This window comes from Taklimakanibacter deserti (assembly GCA_003574785.1).
The window spans coordinates 342,728-362,646 of sequence record QORU01000007.1 but is presented as its reverse complement, the minus strand read 5'-3'; the positions used below and the strand labels follow the sequence as shown (position 1 = coordinate 362,646).

25 protein-coding genes are annotated in these 19,919 nt (G+C 64.2%); 8 read left to right on the top strand and 17 right to left on the bottom strand.

All coding sequences use genetic code 11. The features are described 5' to 3' along the window. Positions 1–47: 47 nt before the first annotated feature. Complete coding sequence (locus tag DS839_RS17120) at positions 48–2,366, bottom strand: Tex family protein (protein ID WP_368911694.1); 2,319 nt, start codon at positions 2,364–2,366, stop codon at positions 48–50. 82 nt (positions 2,367–2,448) lie between these two features. Then, positions 2,449–2,994, bottom strand: a complete 546-nt coding sequence (locus tag DS839_RS17115) for a DUF2380 domain-containing protein (protein WP_162918612.1) — start codon at positions 2,992–2,994, stop codon at positions 2,449–2,451. 121 nt (positions 2,995–3,115) lie between these two features. Between DS839_RS17115 and DS839_RS17110 the strand changes: the two genes are divergently transcribed. Next, positions 3,116–3,481 carry an ArsR/SmtB family transcription factor gene (locus DS839_RS17110; protein ID WP_119271650.1) on the top strand — a complete coding sequence of 122 codons (366 nt, stop codon included), beginning with the start codon at positions 3,116–3,118 and terminating at the stop codon, positions 3,479–3,481. Beyond that, positions 3,481–4,002: an SRPBCC family protein gene (locus DS839_RS17105; protein WP_119271649.1), complete on the top strand. Its 522-nt coding sequence runs from the start codon at positions 3,481–3,483 to the stop codon at positions 4,000–4,002. Before DS839_RS17110 ends, DS839_RS17105 begins: the two co-directional genes overlap by 1 nt. A 369-nt stretch (positions 4,003–4,371) precedes the next feature. Here DS839_RS17105 and DS839_RS36545 read toward each other — a convergent pair whose 3' ends face one another. The 3 genes from DS839_RS36545 to DS839_RS17095 form a co-directional block, all read right to left on the bottom strand. Then, on the bottom strand, positions 4,372–4,707 hold the full coding sequence (locus DS839_RS36545; RefSeq protein ID WP_162918611.1) for a DUF1236 domain-containing protein: 336 nt from the start codon (positions 4,705–4,707) through the stop codon (positions 4,372–4,374). A 182-nt stretch (positions 4,708–4,889) separates the two neighbouring features. After that, positions 4,890–5,039, bottom strand: a complete 150-nt coding sequence (locus DS839_RS36540) for a hypothetical protein (protein ID WP_162918610.1) — start codon at positions 5,037–5,039, stop codon at positions 4,890–4,892. A 117-nt stretch (positions 5,040–5,156) separates the two neighbouring features. Continuing rightward, positions 5,157–5,399: a hypothetical protein gene (locus tag DS839_RS17095; protein ID WP_119271647.1), complete on the bottom strand. Its 243-nt coding sequence runs from the start codon at positions 5,397–5,399 to the stop codon at positions 5,157–5,159. Positions 5,400–5,502: 103 nt separating this feature from the next. Here DS839_RS17095 and DS839_RS17090 point away from each other — a divergent pair, with 103 nt between their 5' ends. The 3 genes from DS839_RS17090 to pobA all read left to right on the top strand — a co-directional run bounded on the left by DS839_RS17090 (position 5,503) and on the right by pobA (position 7,416). Next, positions 5,503–5,883, top strand: coding sequence for a hypothetical protein (locus DS839_RS17090; RefSeq protein WP_162918609.1), 381 nt, complete (start codon positions 5,503–5,505; stop codon positions 5,881–5,883). An 11-nt stretch (positions 5,884–5,894) separates the two neighbouring features. After that, entirely contained in the window at positions 5,895–6,089 is a 195-nt protein-coding gene (locus DS839_RS17085; protein ID WP_119271645.1) for a hypothetical protein, read from the top strand. Between the two features lie 154 nt (positions 6,090–6,243). Continuing rightward, the gene (pobA, locus tag DS839_RS17080; protein WP_119271644.1) at positions 6,244–7,416 is read left to right on the top strand and encodes a 4-hydroxybenzoate 3-monooxygenase; all 1,173 of its coding nucleotides are present in this window, start codon (positions 6,244–6,246) and stop codon (positions 7,414–7,416) included. 18 nt (positions 7,417–7,434) lie between these two features. Here the strand turns inward: pobA and DS839_RS17075 are convergent, their stop codons facing one another. From DS839_RS17075 to DS839_RS17040, 8 genes are read right to left on the bottom strand one after another with little or no spacing between them, the layout of a single operon-like run. Beyond that, the gene (locus DS839_RS17075) at positions 7,435–8,958 is read right to left on the bottom strand and encodes an ABC transporter substrate-binding protein (protein WP_119271643.1); all 1,524 of its coding nucleotides are present in this window, start codon (positions 8,956–8,958) and stop codon (positions 7,435–7,437) included. Between the two features lie 33 nt (positions 8,959–8,991). Further along, positions 8,992–9,798: an alpha/beta fold hydrolase gene (locus tag DS839_RS17070; protein ID WP_119271642.1), complete on the bottom strand. Its 807-nt coding sequence runs from the start codon at positions 9,796–9,798 to the stop codon at positions 8,992–8,994. Between the two features lie 18 nt (positions 9,799–9,816). Continuing rightward, positions 9,817–10,602: an ATP-binding cassette domain-containing protein gene (locus DS839_RS17065; RefSeq protein ID WP_162918608.1), complete on the bottom strand. Its 786-nt coding sequence runs from the start codon at positions 10,600–10,602 to the stop codon at positions 9,817–9,819. After that, positions 10,595–11,476, bottom strand: coding sequence for an ABC transporter ATP-binding protein (locus tag DS839_RS17060; protein ID WP_119271640.1), 882 nt, complete (start codon positions 11,474–11,476; stop codon positions 10,595–10,597). The genes DS839_RS17065 and DS839_RS17060 overlap by 8 nt, the downstream gene beginning before the upstream one ends. Next, complete coding sequence (locus DS839_RS17055; protein WP_119271639.1) at positions 11,473–12,327, bottom strand: ABC transporter permease; 855 nt, start codon at positions 12,325–12,327, stop codon at positions 11,473–11,475. The genes DS839_RS17060 and DS839_RS17055 overlap by 4 nt, the downstream gene beginning before the upstream one ends. Next, positions 12,324–13,283, bottom strand: coding sequence for an ABC transporter permease (locus DS839_RS17050; RefSeq protein WP_119271638.1), 960 nt, complete (start codon positions 13,281–13,283; stop codon positions 12,324–12,326). The genes DS839_RS17055 and DS839_RS17050 overlap by 4 nt, the downstream gene beginning before the upstream one ends. After that, entirely contained in the window at positions 13,280–14,041 is a 762-nt protein-coding gene (locus DS839_RS17045; protein ID WP_119271637.1) for a FadR/GntR family transcriptional regulator, read from the bottom strand. Before DS839_RS17045 ends, DS839_RS17050 begins: the two co-directional genes overlap by 4 nt. Next, the gene (locus DS839_RS17040; RefSeq protein WP_119271636.1) at positions 14,038–15,309 is read right to left on the bottom strand and encodes a M20/M25/M40 family metallo-hydrolase; all 1,272 of its coding nucleotides are present in this window, start codon (positions 15,307–15,309) and stop codon (positions 14,038–14,040) included. Before DS839_RS17040 ends, DS839_RS17045 begins: the two co-directional genes overlap by 4 nt. A gap of 233 nt (positions 15,310–15,542) precedes the next feature. Between DS839_RS17040 and DS839_RS17035 the strand changes: the two genes are divergently transcribed. Together DS839_RS17035 and DS839_RS17030 are read left to right on the top strand one after the other, a co-directional pair. Next, complete coding sequence (locus DS839_RS17035) at positions 15,543–15,872, top strand: hypothetical protein (RefSeq protein ID WP_119271635.1); 330 nt, start codon at positions 15,543–15,545, stop codon at positions 15,870–15,872. A gap of 147 nt (positions 15,873–16,019) precedes the next feature. Beyond that, on the top strand, positions 16,020–16,211 hold the full coding sequence (locus tag DS839_RS17030; RefSeq protein WP_119271634.1) for a hypothetical protein: 192 nt from the start codon (positions 16,020–16,022) through the stop codon (positions 16,209–16,211). A gap of 329 nt (positions 16,212–16,540) precedes the next feature. Here the strand turns inward: DS839_RS17030 and DS839_RS17025 are convergent, their stop codons facing one another. Both DS839_RS17025 and DS839_RS17020 read right to left on the bottom strand, forming a co-directional pair. After that, positions 16,541–16,882, bottom strand: a complete 342-nt coding sequence (locus DS839_RS17025) for a GNAT family N-acetyltransferase (RefSeq protein ID WP_119271633.1) — start codon at positions 16,880–16,882, stop codon at positions 16,541–16,543. A gap of 132 nt (positions 16,883–17,014) precedes the next feature. Continuing rightward, the gene (locus tag DS839_RS17020; RefSeq protein WP_119271632.1) at positions 17,015–17,341 is read right to left on the bottom strand and encodes a protein kinase family protein; all 327 of its coding nucleotides are present in this window, start codon (positions 17,339–17,341) and stop codon (positions 17,015–17,017) included. Between the two features lie 109 nt (positions 17,342–17,450). On the opposite strand from DS839_RS17020, the gene DS839_RS17015 reads away from it, so the two are divergent. After that, positions 17,451–17,861: a hypothetical protein gene (locus DS839_RS17015; protein ID WP_119271631.1), complete on the top strand. Its 411-nt coding sequence runs from the start codon at positions 17,451–17,453 to the stop codon at positions 17,859–17,861. A gap of 154 nt (positions 17,862–18,015) precedes the next feature. Here the strand turns inward: DS839_RS17015 and DS839_RS17010 are convergent, their stop codons facing one another. Together DS839_RS17010 and DS839_RS17005 are read right to left on the bottom strand one after the other, a co-directional pair. Further along, positions 18,016–19,071 carry a Fic family protein gene (locus tag DS839_RS17010; RefSeq protein ID WP_119271630.1) on the bottom strand — a complete coding sequence of 352 codons (1,056 nt, stop codon included), beginning with the start codon at positions 19,069–19,071 and terminating at the stop codon, positions 18,016–18,018. A gap of 132 nt (positions 19,072–19,203) precedes the next feature. Next, positions 19,204–19,785, bottom strand: a complete 582-nt coding sequence (locus DS839_RS17005; protein ID WP_119271629.1) for a dienelactone hydrolase family protein — start codon at positions 19,783–19,785, stop codon at positions 19,204–19,206. Between the last annotated feature and the right edge of the window lie 134 nt (positions 19,786–19,919).

Here is a 19,919-nt window from a genome sequence, read left to right as displayed (position 1 = left end):
CGTCGTTGTTTCAAGAATGGAACCTTAAAATTAGAACTAAATCCGCATCACGGCTTTCGCGCGCCGAGGCCGGCCCGCCGCAGGGCTTCGGCCATGGCGCCGTCGGCGGAGTTCCCCGTAGCCGCCGGGGGGCCGGCCTGCCGCTGCTTGCCGCTGCTGCGATCGCCGCCGAGGGAGCGCTGGGGCTGGCTTCCCACCTCGTCGTCGAGCCGGAGCGTCAGGCTGATGCGCTTGCGCGGCTTGTCCACCTCCAGCACCTTCACCCGCACGATGTCGCCGGGCTTCACCACTTGCCGCGGATCCTTCACGAAGCTCTTCGCCATGGCGGAGACATGCACCAGCCCATCCTGGTGCACGCCGACATCGACGAAGGCGCCGAAGGCGGCGACATTGGTGACGACGCCCTCGAGCACCATGCCGGGCTCGAGATCATTGAGCGTCTCGATCCCGGCCTTGAATTCCGCCGTCTTGAAGAGAGGCCGAGGATCCCGCCCGGGCTTTTCCAATTCGCGCAAGATGTCGGTGACGGTGGGGAGGCCGAACCTGTCGTCGACGAAGGACTTGGGCGCGAGGCCGCGCAGCACCTGGGCGTTGCCGATCAGGAGCTTGATGTCGCTCCTTGTGGCTTCGATGATCCGGCGCACCACCGGATAGGATTCGGGATGGACGCCAGAGGCATCGAGCGGATCATCGCCGCCCGGGATGCGCAGGAATCCGGCGCATTGCTCGAAGGCCTTGGGACCTAGCCGCGGCACATCCTTCAGCGCTTGGCGGGTTGCGAACCGGCCATGTGCGTCGCGGTGGGTGATGATGTTCTGCGCCAGCGTCTCGCCGATGCCGGAGACGCGCGCCAGGAGCGGCGCCGATGCCGTGTTGAGATCGACGCCCACGCCATTGACGCAGTCCTCGACCACCGCATCGAGAGAGCGCGACAGCTTGAACTCGCTCAAATCATGCTGATACTGGCCGACGCCGATCGATTTCGGATCGATCTTGACCAGCTCCGCCAGCGGATCCTGCAGCCTTCGCGCGATCGACACGGCGCCGCGCAGCGTCACGTCGAGGCCGGGAAGCTCCGCAGAGGCATAGGCCGAGGCCGAATAGACCGAGGCGCCGGCTTCCGATACCACGATCTTGTTGAGTTTGGGCTGGGCGAGTTTCTTCACCAGCTCGCTCGCGAGCTTGTCGGTCTCGCGCGAGGCGGTGCCGTTGCCGATGGCGATCAGTTCGACCTTATGCTCGAGCACCAGCTTCGCCAGGATGGCGAGTGACTCGTCCCAGCGCTGCTGCGGCTCATGCGGATAGACGGTGCTCGTCGCCACCACCTTGCCGGTTGCATCGACCACCGCGACCTTGACGCCGGTCCGGTAGCCGGGATCGAGTCCCAATGTCGGCCGCGCCCCGGCCGGTGCGGCGAGCAGGAGGTCGCGCAGATTGCCGGCGAAGATGCGCACGGCTTCCTCCTCGGCCATGGTCCACAGGCGCAGGCGCAGATCGATCGACAGCGTGATGAAGATCTTGGTGCGCCAGGCCCAGCGCACCGTCTCGGCGAGCCATTTGTCGCCGGGCCGGCCCTGGTCGATGATGCCGTAGCTGCGCATGATGCGCTGCTCATAGGTGCTGACCTTGGGGCTGGTCGCCGGATCGTCCGGCTCGACGGTGAGGCTCAATATCTCCTCGCGCTCGCCGCGGAACAGGGCCAGCACCCGGTGCGACGGCATCTTGGTGAGGGCTTCGGCGAAATCGAAATAGTCGCTGAACTTGGCGCCTGAGTCCTTCTTGCCCTCGCGGACCTCCGATTTGAGACGCGCCTTCGCCCATAATTCCTCGCGCAACGCGCCGATCAGGTCGGCATTCTCGGCGAAGCGCTCGATGAGGATGGCGCGGGCGCCATCGAGTGCTGCCGTCACATCGGCGATGTTCTTCTCGGGCGAGACATAGGGCAGGGCGCTGATCTTGGGATCGTTCTCCGGCCTTTCGAGCAGCAGGTCCGCCAGTGGTGCGAGGCCCGCTTCCTTGGCGATCTCGGCCTTCGTCCGGCGCTTGGGCTTGTAGGGAAGATAGATGTCCTCGAGCCTGGCCTTGCTGTCCGCCGCCATGATCTGGGCTTCGAGCGCCTTGTCGAGCTTGCCTTGCTCGCGGATGGAGTCGAGGATGACTTTGCGCCGGTCTTCGAGCTCGCGCAGATAGGTCAAGCGTTCTTCCAGCGTGCGCAATTGCGCATCGTCCAGGGATCCCGTGGCTTCCTTGCGGTAGCGCGCGATGAAGGGCACGGTGGCGCCGCCATCGAGCAGGCCGACCGCGGCCTCGACCTGCTGCTCCTTGACCTTGAGCTCTTCGGCAATGCGCGCATGGATGGACGTCACGGGGGAAACACCTTTCGACATTGTTGAGGGCGCGGTTATGGACGGAGCGCCTTTGATTCTTCAAGCGTGCCGACCGGCCACTTTAACGCAGGATTCGGTTCGTCATCAGCCATTTCGCCGAGCGCGGCCAGGCGTGGTTCGCCCCCATGCGAAGATTGGTGAAGCCCTGCGCGACAGCTTTCCCGGTTTGCGCGTCGAGGATGCGGATGAACAGCGTATGCTCTGTCCGGCTGACGCGCGTGACGACGCCGAGCAAGGCGAAGGACGCGCCGTGCTCTTTGGCGATCTGGCCTTCGCAGCCCCCGCAATTGCGCAATCCGTGCGGCGCGGCCTCAGGCTCGTCCAGCGCCGGCACTTCGATGACCGCAAAGCGTCCGGACTGTGAGAGCATGTCCTTAGTGACCGTGGCCGCTTCGGCGAGATAGCGCCGGTCGTAGGCGTCGGGAGGAATGATGCCCGCCCCGGCGCTCTTGTCTTCCAATTCGAAAGGAAACACCTCGATGGACATCGACGTCGTCGGCTGGCCTTGGGCAAAGGCGTGAGCGCCGGGAAGCAGCAGCATCATCATCAGGACAGTCAATGAGCGAATGCGCATGGGTCGTCCTCCTTCCGTCAATGTGGCCGCCATTGTACGCGCCTTGAACGCCCAGATTATGATCGCCACCGGTCATCAACAGCTACCGGACCGGGCCCACAAATATTCAACCGTTGAGTTGACTATCTCAAGATGCCGACCTATATTCAACCACATGGTTGAATCACAGACATATCAGCTCGATACCGTCTTTCATGCCCTGGGCGATGCCACGCGGCGGCAGATGCTGCGCGAGCTTGCCAAGGGCGAGCGCACGGTGGGCCAGCTGGCGGAACCTTTCGCCATCTCGCTCGCCGCCGCCTCGAAGCACATCAAGGCCTTGGAGAATGCCGGCCTGATCCGGCGCGAGGTGAAAGGGCGCACCCATCTGTGCAGCCTCGATCCGGGGCCCCTCGCCGGCGCCCACGAATGGCTCGGCTTCTATGAGCGCTTCTGGACCAGCCGCCTGGACGCGCTCGAACGGCTCCTCCGGGCGGAGGACGCCGGCAAATCCCCGAAACGCAAAAAAGGAGATCGCTGATGACGGAGGCCGCCTATGGCGTGCTCACGGAGCCCGCCACCTTCAAGATCCAGCGCCTTCTGCCCGGTCCCATCGAGCGCGTCTGGGCCTATCTCACCGAAAGCAAGCTGCGCCGCAAATGGCTGGCGGCGGGCGAGATGGAAATGAAGGCGGGGGCGCCCTTCGAATTCGTCTGGCGCAATGACGAGCTGACCGATCCGCCGGGCGAGCGTCCGGCGGGCTTTGGCGATGAGTTTCGCATGCAGAGTCGGATCACCGCGGTCGATCCGCCGCGCAAGCTCGTCTTCACCTGGGAAGACAGCGGTGATGTCTCCTTCGAATTGGAATCGAAGGGCGATGAGGTGCTTCTTACCGTCATCCATCGCCGCCTGGCGAACCGCGAGACCATGCTGATGGTCGGCCCTGGCTGGCATATGCATCTCGATATATTGGCCGCCGTGGCGGCGGGCCGGAAGCCCGAACCGTTCTGGGACGGTTGGAGCCGTCTCAGGAAGGACTACGACCGGCGCTTGCCGGCCTGACGGACGACTCCTCGTTCAGTCCGTTGGCCGCGGCCTTCCTGCCGTCGGCGTGCCGGCTTGCGTGCCCTTTGCCAGCTGTGTGAGCTTCGCAAGACGCGCGGCCTTCTTGGTTCGCTTGGCCTGCTGGCGCAGGCGATGGGCTTGAGCCGGGGATACGCCCCCGCGAAAAGCTTTGGGTGCCACGCTAGTCTCCCTCATGTGTCATCAAGGTTCCCGCTGCGCTGAAACGGATCGGCGCGGAGCAATCAACAACGGAAGTCGTGGAAAGTTCCTTAAGGTAGGAGCGGAAGATGAAAATTTGATGAGGCCGACAATCGCCTCTCCCTCGGGAGAGGCGAAAGAGCCGGGCTTCGGCAATTCGGGATCAGCTCACTCGACCACGGCGACGATGCGGCGACCGCCGTCGACGATATAGACGTGATCGTTCAGATATACGTAGCGGTGACTTTTGAGGGCCGGGGTCGCCACGATGACGTCCTCGGGCACATCGTAATATTCGACATCCCCAGGCACGACGACGCCGACCGCGAGGTCGTCGCCATCCCATTTGTGCGATTTGTATTTCTTCACCTTGCCATCGTCATGGAACTTGATGCCGATTTCCGGCGCAATGAAGATGTCATCGGCCAGCGCGGCGGGAACGCCGAAGGCAAGTGCGGAAGCAATGAGAAGTGAAGGCAGGATGCGCATAGTCAGTCCTTTCAATTCCTCGCCGCGAGGCTGGAGCTGCCACCCAGTGCGGCTCGTCGAGGGAAACCAAGCCTTCCCGTCCAACGCCTGTTTTGGAGGAGTTGTTCCCGTTGCTTGATCATCCGCATGCGGATGGAGCGCAAGCGGGCGATGATCGGTCGCCCTTGCTCGATGGCATCGTTCTGCCATGTTCAAGATCACTCGGCGATGGATTTTCGTTGATCGGAAGCCTTTGCATCATGCTGCGCGTCCGCTTCCTCCTCCAACCGCGTGGCGATCAGCAGGAAGTCCCAGCGGATGGCCTGGTCGACCAGGGATGCGGCGAGGAGCCTGGCCTGGGCGGCCATTGTGCGCAAATCATGTTCGGAATGCCCCACGCTCCACCCATTAGGACACGACCTGATGGAGCTAACATTCGACCGGCGGCGTGGTTCCGGCGCAGGCGTTCGCTCGGGGCAAATTTATCACTCGTTCTTGCGCGGCGGCTTCTCGCTGTTATCCGGTGTGGAAATAACGCCGTAGTCTGACGATCTATGACCCGCATTGGCGAGGATAAATCCTTCAGCCGCGAGGCCCCTGCGAATGATCTCGCGCACCGCCGAAGCTCGGCTCGGCATGCGCTTCCGGAAGCGCCAATCTTCGATTGCCGCCACCTCCGCATCATCCAGCATGATCTGCAGACGGATCGCCCGATGCCGTAGAGCCATGGATCACTCCTGCGTACTGTAAGCTTTCTACTAACACAACTCATTTTGCCCGCAATGAGTTCCCCAGGCACTTGCGGCATTTGACTCTCAAGGCGCGCAGGCCGTGCTGTCGGCCAATGGGGAACTGTCGGGATTGATTACGCCCGCCAAGGGGTTAGGTTCGCAGCAAAGGGAAATCGTCATGAACATACATTTGTCCTCGACCCTCAAAGATGCCATTCGCGATGTGCTGGAGCGCACCGAGCGAGACAAGGGCATTCTCGATGTCTATGCGGCGGCGACGAAAATCCAGGAGCAGCTTCCGGAAGAGAATGTCGCCCTGGAAGATATCATTTCGGCGCTGCTGCTGGGCCGCGGCGCGATCCAGGCGATCGAATTCACGCCGCGGGCTGCCGGAATACTGGAAGTGGTCATGCCCGCCGGGAACGGCGAGCTCGATGCGTCGGCGAAAGACGGCGAAGAAGTGATCATAGTGCAGGGATAGGGAATACGGCCATGACGTCTATTCGCAAGCTGGCGCCCAAACAATGGCGGCTGCGGCGCCAGATCGCACGGGCTCGCAAGCTCGCTTCCGTCTCCAGTCCCCCGGTGGCCGAGCTCTACGATATCCACGCCCAGCTGTGTGAAGCCGAGCTGGCACGGCGGACCATCACCAAGGTGGTGAAGCCCGGCATCTCGTGCTTGCGTTAACCCTCACCACTCCTTGCCCGCACCAGCATCGGACTGGACCGGGCCACTGAGTGTGGTTCAAATAGGAACATTGGCGATTCATCAGGCCGCCGCCTCCGTGGCGTGGTCGGTACCGGCGCCAGTCTCCGGGGGAGCGGATGCAGGAGGGGAAGCCATGCGGACGCAGGTCGCCATCATCGGGGCGGGGCCGTCGGGTCTTTTGCTCGGACAACTTCTCGCCAACAGCGGGATCTCCAACATCGTGCTCGAACGCGCCACCCGCGATCATGTGCTGGGCCGTGTCCGCGCCGGCGTGCTGGAGCAGGGAACGATCGATCTCCTTGACGAGGCGGACGCGGCTCAGCGTCTCCGCGGGAAGGGCCTGCGGCATGAAGGTATTTCGCTCGCTTTCGGCAACCGCTTGCATCGCATCGATATTGCCGACCTCACCGGCGGCAAGGGGGTCATGGTCTATGGCCAGACGGAGTTGACGCGCGATCTGGTCGACAAGCGCGAGCTTGCCGGCCTGACGACCGTCTATGAGGCCCTGAATGTCGAGCCGCATGGCTTCGGCGGCGAGGCGCCTTCCGTCGCTTATGAGAAGGACGGGGTCACTCATCACATCCATTGCGATTTCATCGCCGGTTGCGACGGCTTTCACGGCATCAGCCGCAAATCCGTGCCCGAAGCGGCGATCAAGACCTATGAGCGCGCCTATCCCTTTGGCTGGCTGGGCATCCTCGCCGAGGTGCCGCCGGCCCATCATGAACTGATCTATGCCAGCCATCCAAAGGGCTTTGCGCTCTGCTCCATGCGCTCCACCCACCGCAGCCGTTATTATGTCCAGTGCCCCATCGACGATAAGGTCGAGGACTGGAGCGACGACCGCTTCTGGGACGAATTGCGCGGCCGGCTGCCGCCTGAAGCCGCCGCGCATGTCGTCACCGGCCCATCCTTCGAGAAGTCGATCGCGCCCTTGCGCTCCTTCGTCGCCGAGCCGATGCGCTTCGGCCGCTTGTTCCTTGTCGGCGATGCCGCCCATATCGTGCCGCCGACCGGCGCCAAGGGCCTCAACCTGGCCGCCAGCGACGTGCGCTATCTCTATTGGGGCTTGCGCGAGGTCTATCAGGAGAAGTCCGAAGCCGGTATCGATGCCTATTCGGAAAAGGCGCTGTCGCGGGTGTGGAAGGCGGTGCGCTTCTCCTGGTGGATGACGAGCCTGCTGCACCGCTTCCCGGATGCCGGCGATTTCGGCCGTCGCATCCAGGAAGCCGAGCTCGATTATCTCGTCCACTCCCGGGCTGCCTCGGCGTCCCTCGCCGAGAACTATGTCGGACTGCCCTACTGACAGAACATTGCCGTCAAGCTACTCCGTGAAGCCCAGATTCTCCATATGGAGGCTGAGCGTCGGCGTAATGGCGGAACCCGTAACGTTCTTGTTCATGAGATAGTTCAGCGTCTCGAAATGCACGAAGACGAGCGGCGCATCGCTGGTGGTGATGGTGCGGATCTGCCGGTAGATGCCTTTGCGCTCGGCTTCATCGGCGCTCGCCGCCGCCTTGTCGATGAGCGCGTCGACCTCGGGATTGGAATAGCCCACGGTGTTGATCGGACCGCCCGACTTGAGCACCAGCGAGTAGAAATTGTCGGGATCGATCGTGCGCTCCTGATAGGCGCTGGTGATCTGGTACTTGCCGGTGGAATAGGCGTCGAACCAGACCGAGACGTCGACCGGCTTGATCGTCATCTCGATGCCGATCTGCTTGAGCTCGTCGCGCACCACCTGGCCGGTCTTGAGGAGCTCGGGATATTGCGGCAGGCCGAGATATTCGATCGTGAGGCCGTTGCCATGGCCGGCTTCGGCCAGGAGCTGCTTGGCCTTGGCGATGTCGGTGGCAGCCGCGAACACGCCCTGATCGTCATACCAGGACGAACCGGTCGGCACCTCGATGAGGCCGAGCTCGCCGGTGCCGAGATAGGCGACATCGCGGATGTCGGCGCGGCTGATGGCGAGAGCTATCGCCTGGCGGACCTTCGGATTGTCGAAGGGCGGCAGCTTGGTGTTGAGGGCCAAAAAGTCGGGGATGCCGGCGACCGGGCTCGTCACATAGGTGAAGCGAGGATCGTCCTTCAGCGTCGCGACCTGCTGCAAGGGTATCGCATCGAGCCAGTCGAGCTCGCCCGCCGAGAGCGCATCGATGCGGCTCTGGTCGACGGGGAGGAAGCGGAAGGTGACCTTGTCGAGATGCGGCAGGCCGGACTTGAAATAGGCCGCGTTCTTCTCGAGCGTGATGTGATCGCCCTGCACCCATTCGACGAATTTGAACGGGCCCGTGCCCACCGGAGTGCGCGCCGCGTCGCCGCTCTCGATCGCCTTCTTGTTGACGATCTGGCCGTTGGTGGCGAGGTTGGTGAGAAAGGGACCGAAGGAAGACTTGAGATGGAAGACGGCGACCGCGGGGTCGGCGGCGTCGACCGATGAGATCTGCGCATAAAGGCCGGCATAGGCGCTCGCCGTCTTCGGATCGAGGATGCGCTCGAAAGTATATTTCACGTCGGCCGAGGTGAATTTCTCGCCATTGTGGAAGGTGGCGTTGGGAACGAGGTTGAACTTCCACGTCTTGGCGTCGACCTGCTCCCAGGAGGTGGCGAGATCGGGCACGAATTTGCCGGACGCGTCCATGTCGATGAGCTTGCTGAAGATGCCTTCATAGACCTGGGCGCCCGTATAGATGGAGGACGTGGCCGGGTCGAGGACATCGGGCTCGCCGGTGAGGGCGGCGCGCAATTCGCCGCCGTTCTTGATGGCGGCGGCCATGGCGGCGGCGCCGGCAAGGGTGAGTATGAATGCAAATGCGATACTGCGCAGGGTCTGCCGGGCGGGATGCATGGTTTCCTCCTTTAATATGTGTTTGGGCGATATCTATCGCGAGGCGCTACGCACGAAATCGAGGAAGGCTTGATTGAAGGGGTCGGGCGTCTCCCACAGGCACGCATGACCGCCGGGAACGGTCTTCCACTGGGCCTTGGGGATCGCCTGCTGCAGCTCTTTCGACAGCCTGACGGGGATGAGGATGTCCTCTTCGCCCGCCAGCACCAGCGTCGGCGCCTTGATCGCCTTGACGCGGCTTAGCGCATCATGCGCCTGGATGACGGCGAGCTGCGCCAGATAGGCTTCGAGCGACATGTCGAGGGAAGCCATCGCGGCGGCGAATTCGGCCGCATCCTTGGGCCGCTCGTTGAAGAACGGGCCGGTGAACGCCCACAACGCGACGTCGCGCATGACGAAGGGCACGTCGATTGTCTTGGCGAGGTCGGCCCACATGGCGAACATCGTCTGGCAGAAAGCATCGGCCGTGCCATAGGTGCAGGCAAGGGTCAGCGATCTGAGGTCGCCGCCGAAGGCCAGCGCATATTCCTGGGAGATCATGCCCCCCATCGACACGCCCATGAGGTGGAAGCCCTTGATGCCGAGATGGTCGACCAGCGCCTTGGCGTCGTCGGCGAGCAGCTTTGAGCTGTAGGGGCCCCGGGGCTTGTCGCTCTTGCCGATGCCGCGATTGTCGAAGCGCAGCACGCGATAGCCCGCGTCCACCAGGGCCGGCACCTGAAAACCCCAGGAGAGCAGGTCGTCGGCAAGGCCGTTGATGAGAACGATGGTGCCTTTGCCGGTGTCCGGGCCATCGATCTCGTAGTTGATGGTGATTCCGTTGACATGTGCGTGGGGCAAGGTGAGGTCTCCTTGGGGTTAGCGGGAACGGGGAACGGCGGCGAGCAGGCTCTTGGTGTAGGAATGAAGCGGACGGGTCATGACCCTGTCGGTCTCGCCCGTTTCGACGATGGCCCCGCGCAGCATGACGGCGACCGTGTCGCTGACATGCTGGACGACGCCCAGATCGTGGGTGATGAAGATCGAAGCGACGCCCAGATCCTGCTGCAGGTCGAGGAACAGGTTCAGGATCTGCGCCTGCACGCTCATGTCGAGGGCGCTCACCGGCTCATCGGCGATGATGAGTTCGGGCTCGCTGGCGAGCGCGGCGGCGATGCCGATCCTCTGGCGCTGGCCGCCCGACAGATGGCTCGGCAACCGGCCCATGAGCGCCGGATCGAGGCCGACCCGCGCGAAGAGATCGCGCACGCGCCGGTCGCGGTCGAGGCCTGTGCCGATGCCGAAGCAGTCGAGCGCCTCGCGCACGCTCTTGCCCACCGGCCAGCGCGGATCGAGGCTGCCATACGGATCCTGGAACACCGGTTGAACGCGGCGGCGGAAATCCTTGAGGCGCTTCCCGGACAGCCCTTGCACTTCGATGCCGTCGAAACGGATCTGGCCTTCATCTGGCTTGGCGAGGCCCAGGATGCAGCGCCCGAGCGTGCTCTTGCCCGAGCCCGACTCGCCCACCAGCCCGAGCGTCCGCCCGCGCTCGATGCTGAGCGAGACGTCCTTGACGGCGGCGATACGCTGGCGCCGCCAGGGCAGGCCGCCGCTCGTGGCAAAGCTTTTGCTGAGATGAGCGACAGTGAGGAGCTCACCCATAGGCCGCTCCTGCGGGAATCTCGCTGTCGCGCTGGCGCTCTGCCGCGGTGAGACTCTCGACGCTCCATTCCGGAGGAACGACGGGCAGGCGGCTGCCGCGCTTGGCCCCGACCGGATTGGCGGCGAGCAAAGCGCGCGTATAGGGATGGCTCGGCCGGGCGAGGAGGGTGCGGGTGGCGCCCATCTCGAGGAGCTTGCCGCCATGCATGACGCCGACCCGGTCGCACACTTGCGCCACGACGCCGAGGTCATGGGTGATGAGGAGCACCGTCGTGCCATGCCGTTGCCTGAGCGTGTCGATGAGCTGCAGCACTTGCGCCTGCAAGGTGACGTCGAGCGCCGTGGTCGGCTCATCGGCGATGAGGAGCTGGGGATCATTGGCGAGTGCCGCCGCGATGACGATGCGCTGGCGCATGCCGCCCGAGAGCCGGTGCGGCACGTCGCCATAGCGCGAAGCGGGATCGGCGATGCCCATCTCGGTCATGAGCGCCAAGGCCCGCGCCTTGGCAGCGCCCCGGCTGATCTTCTGATGCGCCCGAACGGTTTCGGCGATCTGGTCGCCGACCGGCCAGGTGGGATCGAGGCTCACCGAGGCGTCCTGGAAGATCATCGCGGCTTCTCTGCCCCGCATATGGCGCAGTTCCTCATCGCCGAGGCTCAAGACCTCGCGGCCATTGACCTTGATGCTGCCGGTGACAGTCGCGTTGGCCGGCAGCAGCCCCATGGCGGCATTGGCGAGCGTGCTCTTGCCCGAGCCCGACTCGCCGACAATGCCGAAGATCTCGCCGCGCCTGAGGTCGAGCGTTACGTCGGTGACGGCGGGCGTCGTGCCGAAGCTGACGCCAACATTGCCGAAGGAGAGGACGGCGCTCATTCCGCCACCCCTTTCGGATCGAAGGCCCGGCGCAGTCCCTCGCCCAGGAAGGTGAAGGCCAATACCGCGACGACGATGGCAAGGCCCGGAAAGATCTCGACCCAGGGGGCCTGGATGAGGACCTCGCGGCCGTCGGCCAGCATGCCGCCGAGCGAGGGTGTCGGCGGCTGGGTGCCGAGGCCGAGGAAGCTCAGGCCGGCTTCGAGCTGGAGCGCGAAGGCGCTGAGCACCGAGGCCTGGACGATGACGGGCCCCAGCGCATTGGGGGCGATGTGGTTCAACAGCACTCGCCAATGGCTGGCCCCCCGGGCGCGGGCGCCGGTGACATAATCGTTGCGGCTGACGATGAGCGTGCTGGTGCGCATCACCCGCGCCAGGATCGGCAGATAGATGACGGCGATGGCGATCGCCGCGACCACGCTGCCCGGTCCCAATATGGCGATGAAGGTCACGGCCAGCAGCATCGCCGGGAAGACCAGGATCAGGTCGAGGCCACGTGAAACCGTCGTGTCGACCCAGCGCCCGAAATAGCCCGCGACGAGCCCGAGCGGCACCGCGAAAAGGAGCGAGCCCGCCACCGCCGACAGCGAGACGATGAGGCTCACCCTGAGGCCATGGATCACGCGGCTCAGCACGTCGCGGCCGAGCACGTCGGAGCCGAAGGGGTGCAAGAGGTCGGGCGCGCCCAGCACCCGGCGTACCTCGACGGCTTCGGGGTCATGCGGGGCGATGACAGGCGCCAAGAGGGCGATGACGGCGAGTGTCGCCAGCATCGCGCCGCCGATGACCATGAGCCGGCTCGAGCTGTCGTGCCGCGGTTGAGGCCCGACGCTTGCGATGGCCTGGCTCATGTCGTCTCCCCATCCGCCACGCGCGGATCGAGCCAGGCGACGATGAGATCGGTCACCAGCGACACGACGATGAAGATCGTGGCGATGGCGAGCACGCCGACCTGCACCGTCGGGTAGTTGCGCTGGTTGATCCCGGTCACGACGAGGCGGCCGATGCCCGGCAGCGCGAACATCGTCTCGACGATGATGGCGCCGCCGAGCAGCACGCCGACTTGGAGTCCGATGACGGTGACGATGGCGGGGCCGGCATTGCGCAGCGCATGGCCGAAGACGATGCGGTTGCGGCTGATGCCCTTGGCGCGCAGGAAGGTGACGAAGGGCCGGTCCAGCACCGAAGTGATGGCGCTCCTCGTCGTGCGCAGGATGTAGGCCGCCTCGCCGGCGGCGAGCGTCAGCACCGGCAGGATCATGTAGCGCAGATTGGCGACGGGGTCCTTGGCGAAGGGCACATAGCCCGAGGGCGGCAGGATCGTGAGCGTGCCGGCGAAGACCAGCACCAGCATGATGCCGAGCCAGAAATCGGGAATGCTGATGCCGAAAATGACGAAGCCTTCGGTGAGCCTTTTGGTCCAGCGGCCGCCGGTCGCGGCGCGGATGCCGAGCGGAACGCCGATGACGACCGCGAGAAGCATCGACAGCGCCGTCAGCTCGAGCGTGACGGGGAGGCGCTGCGCCAGGAGATCGGCGAGCGGCGCGTGGCTGACGATATCCTTGCCGAGGTCGCCCTGCAGCAGTGCCAGGATCCAGTTCACATATTGGGTGAGGAGCGGCTGATCGAGGCCGAGCTGGTGGCGCAGTTCGGCGACATTCGCATCGGTGGCGCGGAATCCCAGCATCGTGCGCACCGGATCGCCCGGCACCAGCCTCAGGATGAGGAAGACGACGACGCTCATCACGATGAGCATCGGGATCGTGAGCAGGAGACGCCTTATCGCAAAGATGAGCTGCCGGCTCATTTGCGCGCTCCCCGTGGCTTGCTGTCGTGCTCGGCGCGCGCGACGAGCTCGCGCATCAGGTTCTCCGACAGCACGAAGTGCTTGGCGGCGATTTGGGCGGCATCATCGCCCCGGCCCTCGGACACGGCCGCGACCAGTTCCTGATGCTGCCCGATGGCGATGCGCCGCGCCTCGTCCGTATAGGGCTCGGCGCCGAGATTGAGCGTGATCCGCGCGCGCAGGTCGACCGACATCTTGACCAGGATCGGATTATGCGTTGCCTCGGCGACGGCGAGATGGAGGGCGGAATCGGCGCGCCGCGACGCATCGTGGTCGGGCGCGTCGAGATAGGCCTTGAGCGCTGCCGTCATGGCCTTGATGTCGCGCGCATCGCGCCGGGTCGCGGCGGTGCGGGCGATCAGGGGTTCGACGAGTGTGCGGGCATCGAAGATCTGCTCGAACTCGGCCCAGTTGGCGATGATCTCGCGGCGCACATGCTCGGCCGAGGCCGGCCCCCAATCGGCCCGCACGAAATAGCCGCCGGTGCGGCCGCGCCGGACTTCCAGATAACCCGTGTCGGTGAGCTGCTTGAGGGCGTCGCGCACCGAGGTTCGCGACACGCCGAGCATCTGGGCGAGCTCGCGCTCGGTCGGCATCTGCTGGCCGGTGACATAGAGGCCGAGCGCCACCGCGGTGACGAGGCGGTCGACGACGTCGTCGGCGACATGGCGGGTGACGATGGGGGCGCCGAGAGGGGGCGCGTCGCGGTTCGCTTTCATGACGCCGCCTCCGTCGCCTCGAAGCGCATCAGGATGAAGCGGGCAAGGGTGCGGGCCGCATCGACGATGCTCTGCAACTCGACCGATTCATCGATGCCGTGGATGTCGTGGCTGACCGCGCCGAAGCAGACCGCGGGGATGCCGAAATCGTTGAGATAGATGCGCGCGTCGGTGGTGCTGCCGAGGGTGTATAAAGCGGGCTCTGCACCATGAGCGTCCAGATGCGCGGCCCTGAGATCGCGCACGAGGCGGGACTCCTTGTCGATGAGATAGCCCTTGGCGCGAAAACCGCTGAGTGTGACGATGGGCGGATAGGAAAAGCCCATCTCGGCCGCGGCCTGGGCGATCACCTGGCGCAGCTCGGCTTCCGCCTTCTCGGGTGTCCAGGCTCTCGGATAGCCGACCCTGACGGTGAGGCTGGCGCGCGACGGCCGGGTCGAGCCCCAGTCGCCGGCCTGCATCTTGCCGAGGTTGACATTATAGGGGTTCTCCTCTCCGGGCATGCTCGGCTCAGGCACGGCATGCCGGAGTTTGGCCGACCATTGCCGCAGGCGTTCCACCAGGTCGAGACCGAGCTCGATGGGGCCGGCTCCGGTGCTTGCCGCATAACCATGACCCGACGGGGCGGCGACGTCGATGTCGATCCATAGCACGCCGACGCCGCCCAGCATGAGGCCGAGGCCGCTCGGCTCTAGTACGACGACCTCCGGCGCTCTGATCCCATGCTCGGCGAGAGAGACGAGCGTGCCGTTGCCGGTGCACTCCTCCTCGACGACGGCGATGAAGCCGAGGCGGCGTGTCGCGAAGAGCTGGGGCGCTGTGGCGAAGAGCGCCCGGAGCGCCAGCATGCCGACGGCGAAGCCGCTCTTCATGTCGCCGGCGCCGCGGCCATAGAGGCGGCCGTTGCGCCGCTCGGGCGTGAAAGGCGGCGCCGTCCAGAATTCGGCGGATGAGGCGGGCACGACATCGAGATGGCCGTTGAGCAGCAGAAGCAATTCGCCGTCACCCGGCGTCGTCGCCAGCACTTGATAGCGCTCTGGTGTGAGGAGCCCTGCGGGCGGCGTGATTCCAGCGCGGGGGTCTGTCACCGGTGCGTTGGAGAAGGGCAGTCGCCTGACGGCGAGGCCGAGCGCCGCCGCTTCTTGCGCGAAGACCTCCATCGCCGCCTGCTCGGCGCCGACGACGCTCGGCGCCCGGACCAGCGCTTCGAGGAGGGCGAAGGCGGCTTCGGCTTGCGTCTCGATGGCCCGGTCCAACTCGGTTGGCATGCCCACCCCTTTTATGGTCTATTATTTAGACCTTATTGCAAATGCCGGAACGCGGCAAGGGGTGGAGTGGGGTAGGGGATTGACGAGAACGCCCCTTTTTCGAGAAGTGACTTTTCTCACTGACATCGAATGGACGCTCCCCTATTTCAGTGGCGTATTCGTCACGAGCGTTTCTCGATTGCTACAGGTGTCCTTCGACACACGTCGTAAAACATGAGCAAGAGGAGCCGAATATGAGTGCGCCAAAACCAGCACAGCAGAAGGTCGATGGCTTTATTGCGCTTCCGGAACGTGACAAGCAGCGCATGGCCTGTCTGTACGAGGAAGTCAAAGGCCGCCTTGTCGAGATGTCGCTCATCGTGGCGAGGAACCTGAATATGGAAATCTCGGAGCGGACAACTGTCATGTTGCGCCCGCTCGACGCCGAGTCCGACACGAAATCCGCCTATTCCGATCGCCCGGTGTCGCGCGGCCGTGTCGAGGTCCATTGCACCCAGACCTCCGACGGGCATTGGGAATGCGGCTGTTATGACTACGAAGCCGGTACGTGCGGCCCGTGCTAGACCGGACTTAACAAAGGTTAAGGCATTCCCCCCAGGACCGTGGCCAAATTGGAAGAGCCCGGTTTGTCACCGGACAAACCGTTGGCGAGGCCCGGCTCGCCGAGCAACCCTCGGCGAGCCATTCATTTATGATTGTTGGGGGCGACCATGCCGAAGGCATATGCTGCGTCGGAGAACCTCGACGCTCTCATCGAAGTCCTGCACGAGGCGAAGCGCATCCTCGAAGGTCAGGGCGTCACCGATCGCGCCGAGCTTGATGCGGTTGCATTGGGCATCTTGAGCCTGGCCTATAAGGGTGTGCCGCCGCGGCTGATCCTGGGGGAGATCATGCCGCGATGACCTGGAGGCCGCCGGCTTGCCCGAAGTTCCGGGTGCCGGCCGGATGCGCCGCCGAGGGTGAAGCCCGCAAAGTTCCAGCTCCGGAAACCGGCAGTGTAGCAAAATGGCTACACACCTACATTATTTTACCCTGGGGAGACCCGGAGCCTTAACCTTTCTGCGACTTTGCTCTATGGATCATCAGGGGCAGTTGGTGGGATATAGCGCGGGACGAGCGGGAATTTCGGAAGGGACGGCGGCGGACGGCGGTTCTTTGAGGTTCTCGGCACAAGCGGGTTGGCCGCAGCACTGCGGTTGAGATCAGGCGCGATATTTTGCCGACTGCTCCTCTATTTCCTCCTTCTCTCGGCTCTGTCTGAGCGCGGTGGCGAAAAGTCTTTGCGCATCTTCACGCAGGCCATGCGCTGACCCGAGCTCAGCATGTGCTCGCCGCGCCCGTGGGCTTCATAGCCGAGCGCCGCGTAGAACGGCTCGGATGTCACCGAGGCATCCAGCTCGAGCCAGGTGAGGCCGTGTTCCAGGGCCATCCGCTCGATCTCGCGAATGAGGGCCGAACCCACGCCCTGGCGGGCGGCACCCGGCGCGACATAGCAGGCGCGCAACTCGTTCTTGGCGGGAATAATGGAACCCATTCCCACGATCTCGCCGCCGATTTCCGCGAGGACGCGGATTTCGTTTTCGGGATTGGCGCGGACCGTTGGTAAAGCTCGTGCCGCTCACACGAAAGGAGCGTGCCGAAGCGACTGTTGAATTGCTCGAGCCGCTCCCCGAAACGTCCCAGATATCGCTCCCACCACGTCGCGTCACCTATCGAAACACCGAGGCGCGGATCGTTCCAGGCGGGCCGGCAGAGCCGGAGCGACATCGCGATAGAACGCGATCTCGCGGTCGTTCGTCGTCGCCGGACGACCGGCGCCGTCGCGATGCCCGGTCTTGAGAATGACCGAGCCCGGGCCGTCTTCAGCCCGCCCCTCGTAATCGAGGCGCAGCCGCCATGTATGGGAACGCAATTTCTTCTGCGCGCTCATCACTGCGGCATGGGAAACACGCGCGGCACCCACGGCGCCGGAGCGGCGAAGCGGTTCGGTGAGATGCTCGGCGTCGGCCGCTCTGGGCAAAGGGTCCGTCATGCAAGCCTGCTTTGTTCAGGCATATCTGGGGATCCGTGGAGTCTCTTTCTATAGCTCGATTTCTCGGCCATCATGAGCTGTGGCGCTGGAGCCACGGAGAGAAGTAGCAATGGCCTTCGCGATCAAGGCCGAGATTGGCGACCCGCGGGCGAGGACATTCGTCTTCGCGGCGCAGAAGACAATGTACGGCGGCAAGCATATCACCGAAGGCGATGTGATTTTCATCTTCGCAAGCGAGAACGAGGGCGGGCGAGGCCTCATCGCGCGAGGCGTGGTCACTTCCGCCGAGGCCGTCGCGCGCAAGCGCGGCATCACCCGGCAGACGCCGCGGGTCAGCGTCACCATCAAGCGCACCAGGCTCGCCAAGCGCCCGCTCGGGCGGCGCGAGCTCAAGCCCCTCACCGACTGGGATGACGGCCGGCCGGGGACCGAGCTCAATTTCAAGTTCTATCGCCAGGCGACGAACAAGATCGTCGGCATCTCGGATGAAGCGGCGGCCTTCCTCGACGGCTTCTTCTAGCTCAGCCCTTCATGCCGCGCGGCGTAAGAGATTGAATAGCTGCTCGGTGTCTCGGCGAGCAGCCTTGACACCATGATCAGCGACACGCTTCAGGCACGTCCAAGCCCCTCAGGAAAAGACGTGCGCGCTAAGTGGACAAGGCGTAATTCTGCGCTCATAGCGAATACCACGTCGCGCGCGCCTTGCCGTGCTGGTGAACGCGCCCATCCGCGACCAACTCGCGCAGGCGCACTTTCAGCGTGTTGCGATTTGCGCCGGTGATCGATGTGAGTTGCGCGATCGTCAGGCGCTCCTTTGTCCGCAGGGCTTCGAGGACAAGGAGCGACAGCTCCGGCAATCTCGCCTCGCTGTCCTGAACGGTCCGCTCGCGGTCCAGCCGCGCCGCAAGGCCGTCCTTCTGCTTCTTGAGGCAGCGCAGGAAAAAGCCGACCCACGGGTCCCAATCCGGTGTTTCGCTCTTGAGCGTCGTCTGGGTGCGCCGCAGCGCTTTGTAGTAGAGGTCCTTGTTGTCCTCGATCGCCCGCTCCAGCGAGGCATACGGTACATAGGCGTAGCCTGCGCGCAGGAGGAGCAGCGTGGTGAGCACGCGCGATAGTCGCCCATTCCCATCCTGGAAAGGATGGATCGCGAGAAACGTCACGATGAAGACGGCAATGATGAGAAGAGGGTGAAGCGGACCCTCGTCCAGCGCCTTGCGTGTCCAGGCGACGAGATCCTCCATCTCGCGCGGCGTGTCGAAGGGCGAGGTCGTCTCGAACACGACGCCGATCTCCCGTCCCTCCGCATCGAGGGCCACGACATTGCTCGAGAGCGTCTTGTAAGAACCGCGATGGCGCTCATCCTTGTCGCTGTGCCGCAGCAAGGTCTGGTGCAGTTGACGGACATGGTTCTCGGTGAGGCGCATGTCGGCATAGGCCTCGAACACCAAATCCATTGCCTCGGCATACCCGGCCACTTCCTGCTCGTCGCGCGTCCTGAAGGACCTGACCGAGATCGCCCGCGAGAGCAGGCTCTCGACTTCGGCATCCGACAGCCTCGCCCCCTCGATGCGTGTTGAGGAAGCGATGCTTTCAATGGTCGCCACCTTGCGCAGAGCGCTGAGCCGGTCGGGCGAGAGCATTTTGAGAGCTTCCCATCGTCCTTTGAACTCGTCGATTTCGGCGACGAGCTTCACGAGGTCGGGACTGAAGGCGAGCTTAGGCTCCCTCATGGCGTGGCACTCTCAATCCGATTTCATACCCGATTATACCCGATTATACCCGATTTTCCCAGGGGGCTGGCGCGGCTTACGGGCTCGGCGCGACAAAGAGCAAGAGCCCCAACGAGCATGCGCCGGCATTGATCACACACGGTCCAAGAAAGCGAGCACCCGCCGCGTGAGGAGGGCGGTGGCATCGGCGTCATATGACGGAAGCGAGCTGTCGGCGAAATAATGCTGGTCGCCAGGATAGAGGAACAGTTCCGCATCCTCGGCCTTCGCCACGATCTCGCGCGCGGCATCGATGTCACCTTCGCCGGCGAAGATGGGATCCTTATCCATGCCGTGGATCTGGACCGGGACGCCCTCAGGCCAGGGCCCGAAGGCCCATTCGCCGCTGATCGGGAGGCACGAATGAAAGAGCAGGGCGCCCCTGGCGCCAGGTCGGGTCTGGGCGAGTTTCTGCGCCGGCAGGACGCCGAAGGAGAAGCCGGCATAGACGAGTTCGGCGGGCAGTTGGTCGGCTATCCGGACACCGCGCTCGCGCAACTCGTCGAAGCCCCTCGCATTGATGTAGCTCATACCCTCGTCGATGCTCGTGAATATGCGACCGTCGAACAGGTCCGGCATGTGCACGATGTGGCCGTCCGCCCTGAGTTCGTCGGCGAAGGCGCGTATGCCCGGGGTCAGCCCCTGGGCGTGATGGAAAAGCAGGATCTCGGCCATCGGCGTCTCCCGATCGTGCGTGAAGCCTGGCGAGTGTTGCGAGCGCGGCACGGAACTGCAAGCGATATTGCAACGAACCGAATAATTCCCGCATGAGTATGCCGTTGCCCTCTGCGACGATCAGCGGAAGACAA

Coding starts and splice junctions, on each gene's coding strand:
- DS839_RS17115 (WP_162918612.1), bottom strand. CDS start 2,994: ATGGCGGCCACATTGACGGAAGGAGGACGACCCATGCGCATTCGCTCA.
- DS839_RS17110 (WP_119271650.1), top strand. CDS start 3,116: ATGGTTGAATCACAGACATATCAGCTCGATACCGTCTTTCATGCCCTG.
- DS839_RS17105 (WP_119271649.1), top strand. CDS start 3,481: ATGACGGAGGCCGCCTATGGCGTGCTCACGGAGCCCGCCACCTTCAAG.
- DS839_RS36540 (WP_162918610.1), bottom strand. CDS start 5,039: ATGGCCGCCCAGGCCAGGCTCCTCGCCGCATCCCTGGTCGACCAGGCC.
- DS839_RS17095 (WP_119271647.1), bottom strand. CDS start 5,399: ATGGCTCTACGGCATCGGGCGATCCGTCTGCAGATCATGCTGGATGAT.
- DS839_RS17085 (WP_119271645.1), top strand. CDS start 5,895: ATGACGTCTATTCGCAAGCTGGCGCCCAAACAATGGCGGCTGCGGCGC.
- pobA (WP_119271644.1), top strand. CDS start 6,244: ATGCGGACGCAGGTCGCCATCATCGGGGCGGGGCCGTCGGGTCTTTTG.
- DS839_RS17075 (WP_119271643.1), bottom strand. CDS start 8,958: ATGCATCCCGCCCGGCAGACCCTGCGCAGTATCGCATTTGCATTCATA.
- DS839_RS17065 (WP_162918608.1), bottom strand. CDS start 10,602: ATGGGTGAGCTCCTCACTGTCGCTCATCTCAGCAAAAGCTTTGCCACG.
- DS839_RS17060 (WP_119271640.1), bottom strand. CDS start 11,476: ATGAGCGCCGTCCTCTCCTTCGGCAATGTTGGCGTCAGCTTCGGCACG.
- DS839_RS17055 (WP_119271639.1), bottom strand. CDS start 12,327: ATGAGCCAGGCCATCGCAAGCGTCGGGCCTCAACCGCGGCACGACAGC.
- DS839_RS17050 (WP_119271638.1), bottom strand. CDS start 13,283: ATGAGCCGGCAGCTCATCTTTGCGATAAGGCGTCTCCTGCTCACGATC.
- DS839_RS17045 (WP_119271637.1), bottom strand. CDS start 14,041: ATGAAAGCGAACCGCGACGCGCCCCCTCTCGGCGCCCCCATCGTCACC.
- DS839_RS17040 (WP_119271636.1), bottom strand. CDS start 15,309: ATGCCAACCGAGTTGGACCGGGCCATCGAGACGCAAGCCGAAGCCGCC.
- DS839_RS17035 (WP_119271635.1), top strand. CDS start 15,543: ATGAGTGCGCCAAAACCAGCACAGCAGAAGGTCGATGGCTTTATTGCG.
- DS839_RS17030 (WP_119271634.1), top strand. CDS start 16,020: ATGCCGAAGGCATATGCTGCGTCGGAGAACCTCGACGCTCTCATCGAA.
- DS839_RS17020 (WP_119271632.1), bottom strand. CDS start 17,341: ATGACGGACCCTTTGCCCAGAGCGGCCGACGCCGAGCATCTCACCGAA.
- DS839_RS17015 (WP_119271631.1), top strand. CDS start 17,451: ATGGCCTTCGCGATCAAGGCCGAGATTGGCGACCCGCGGGCGAGGACA.
- DS839_RS17010 (WP_119271630.1), bottom strand. CDS start 19,071: ATGAGGGAGCCTAAGCTCGCCTTCAGTCCCGACCTCGTGAAGCTCGTC.
- DS839_RS17005 (WP_119271629.1), bottom strand. CDS start 19,785: ATGGCCGAGATCCTGCTTTTCCATCACGCCCAGGGGCTGACCCCGGGC.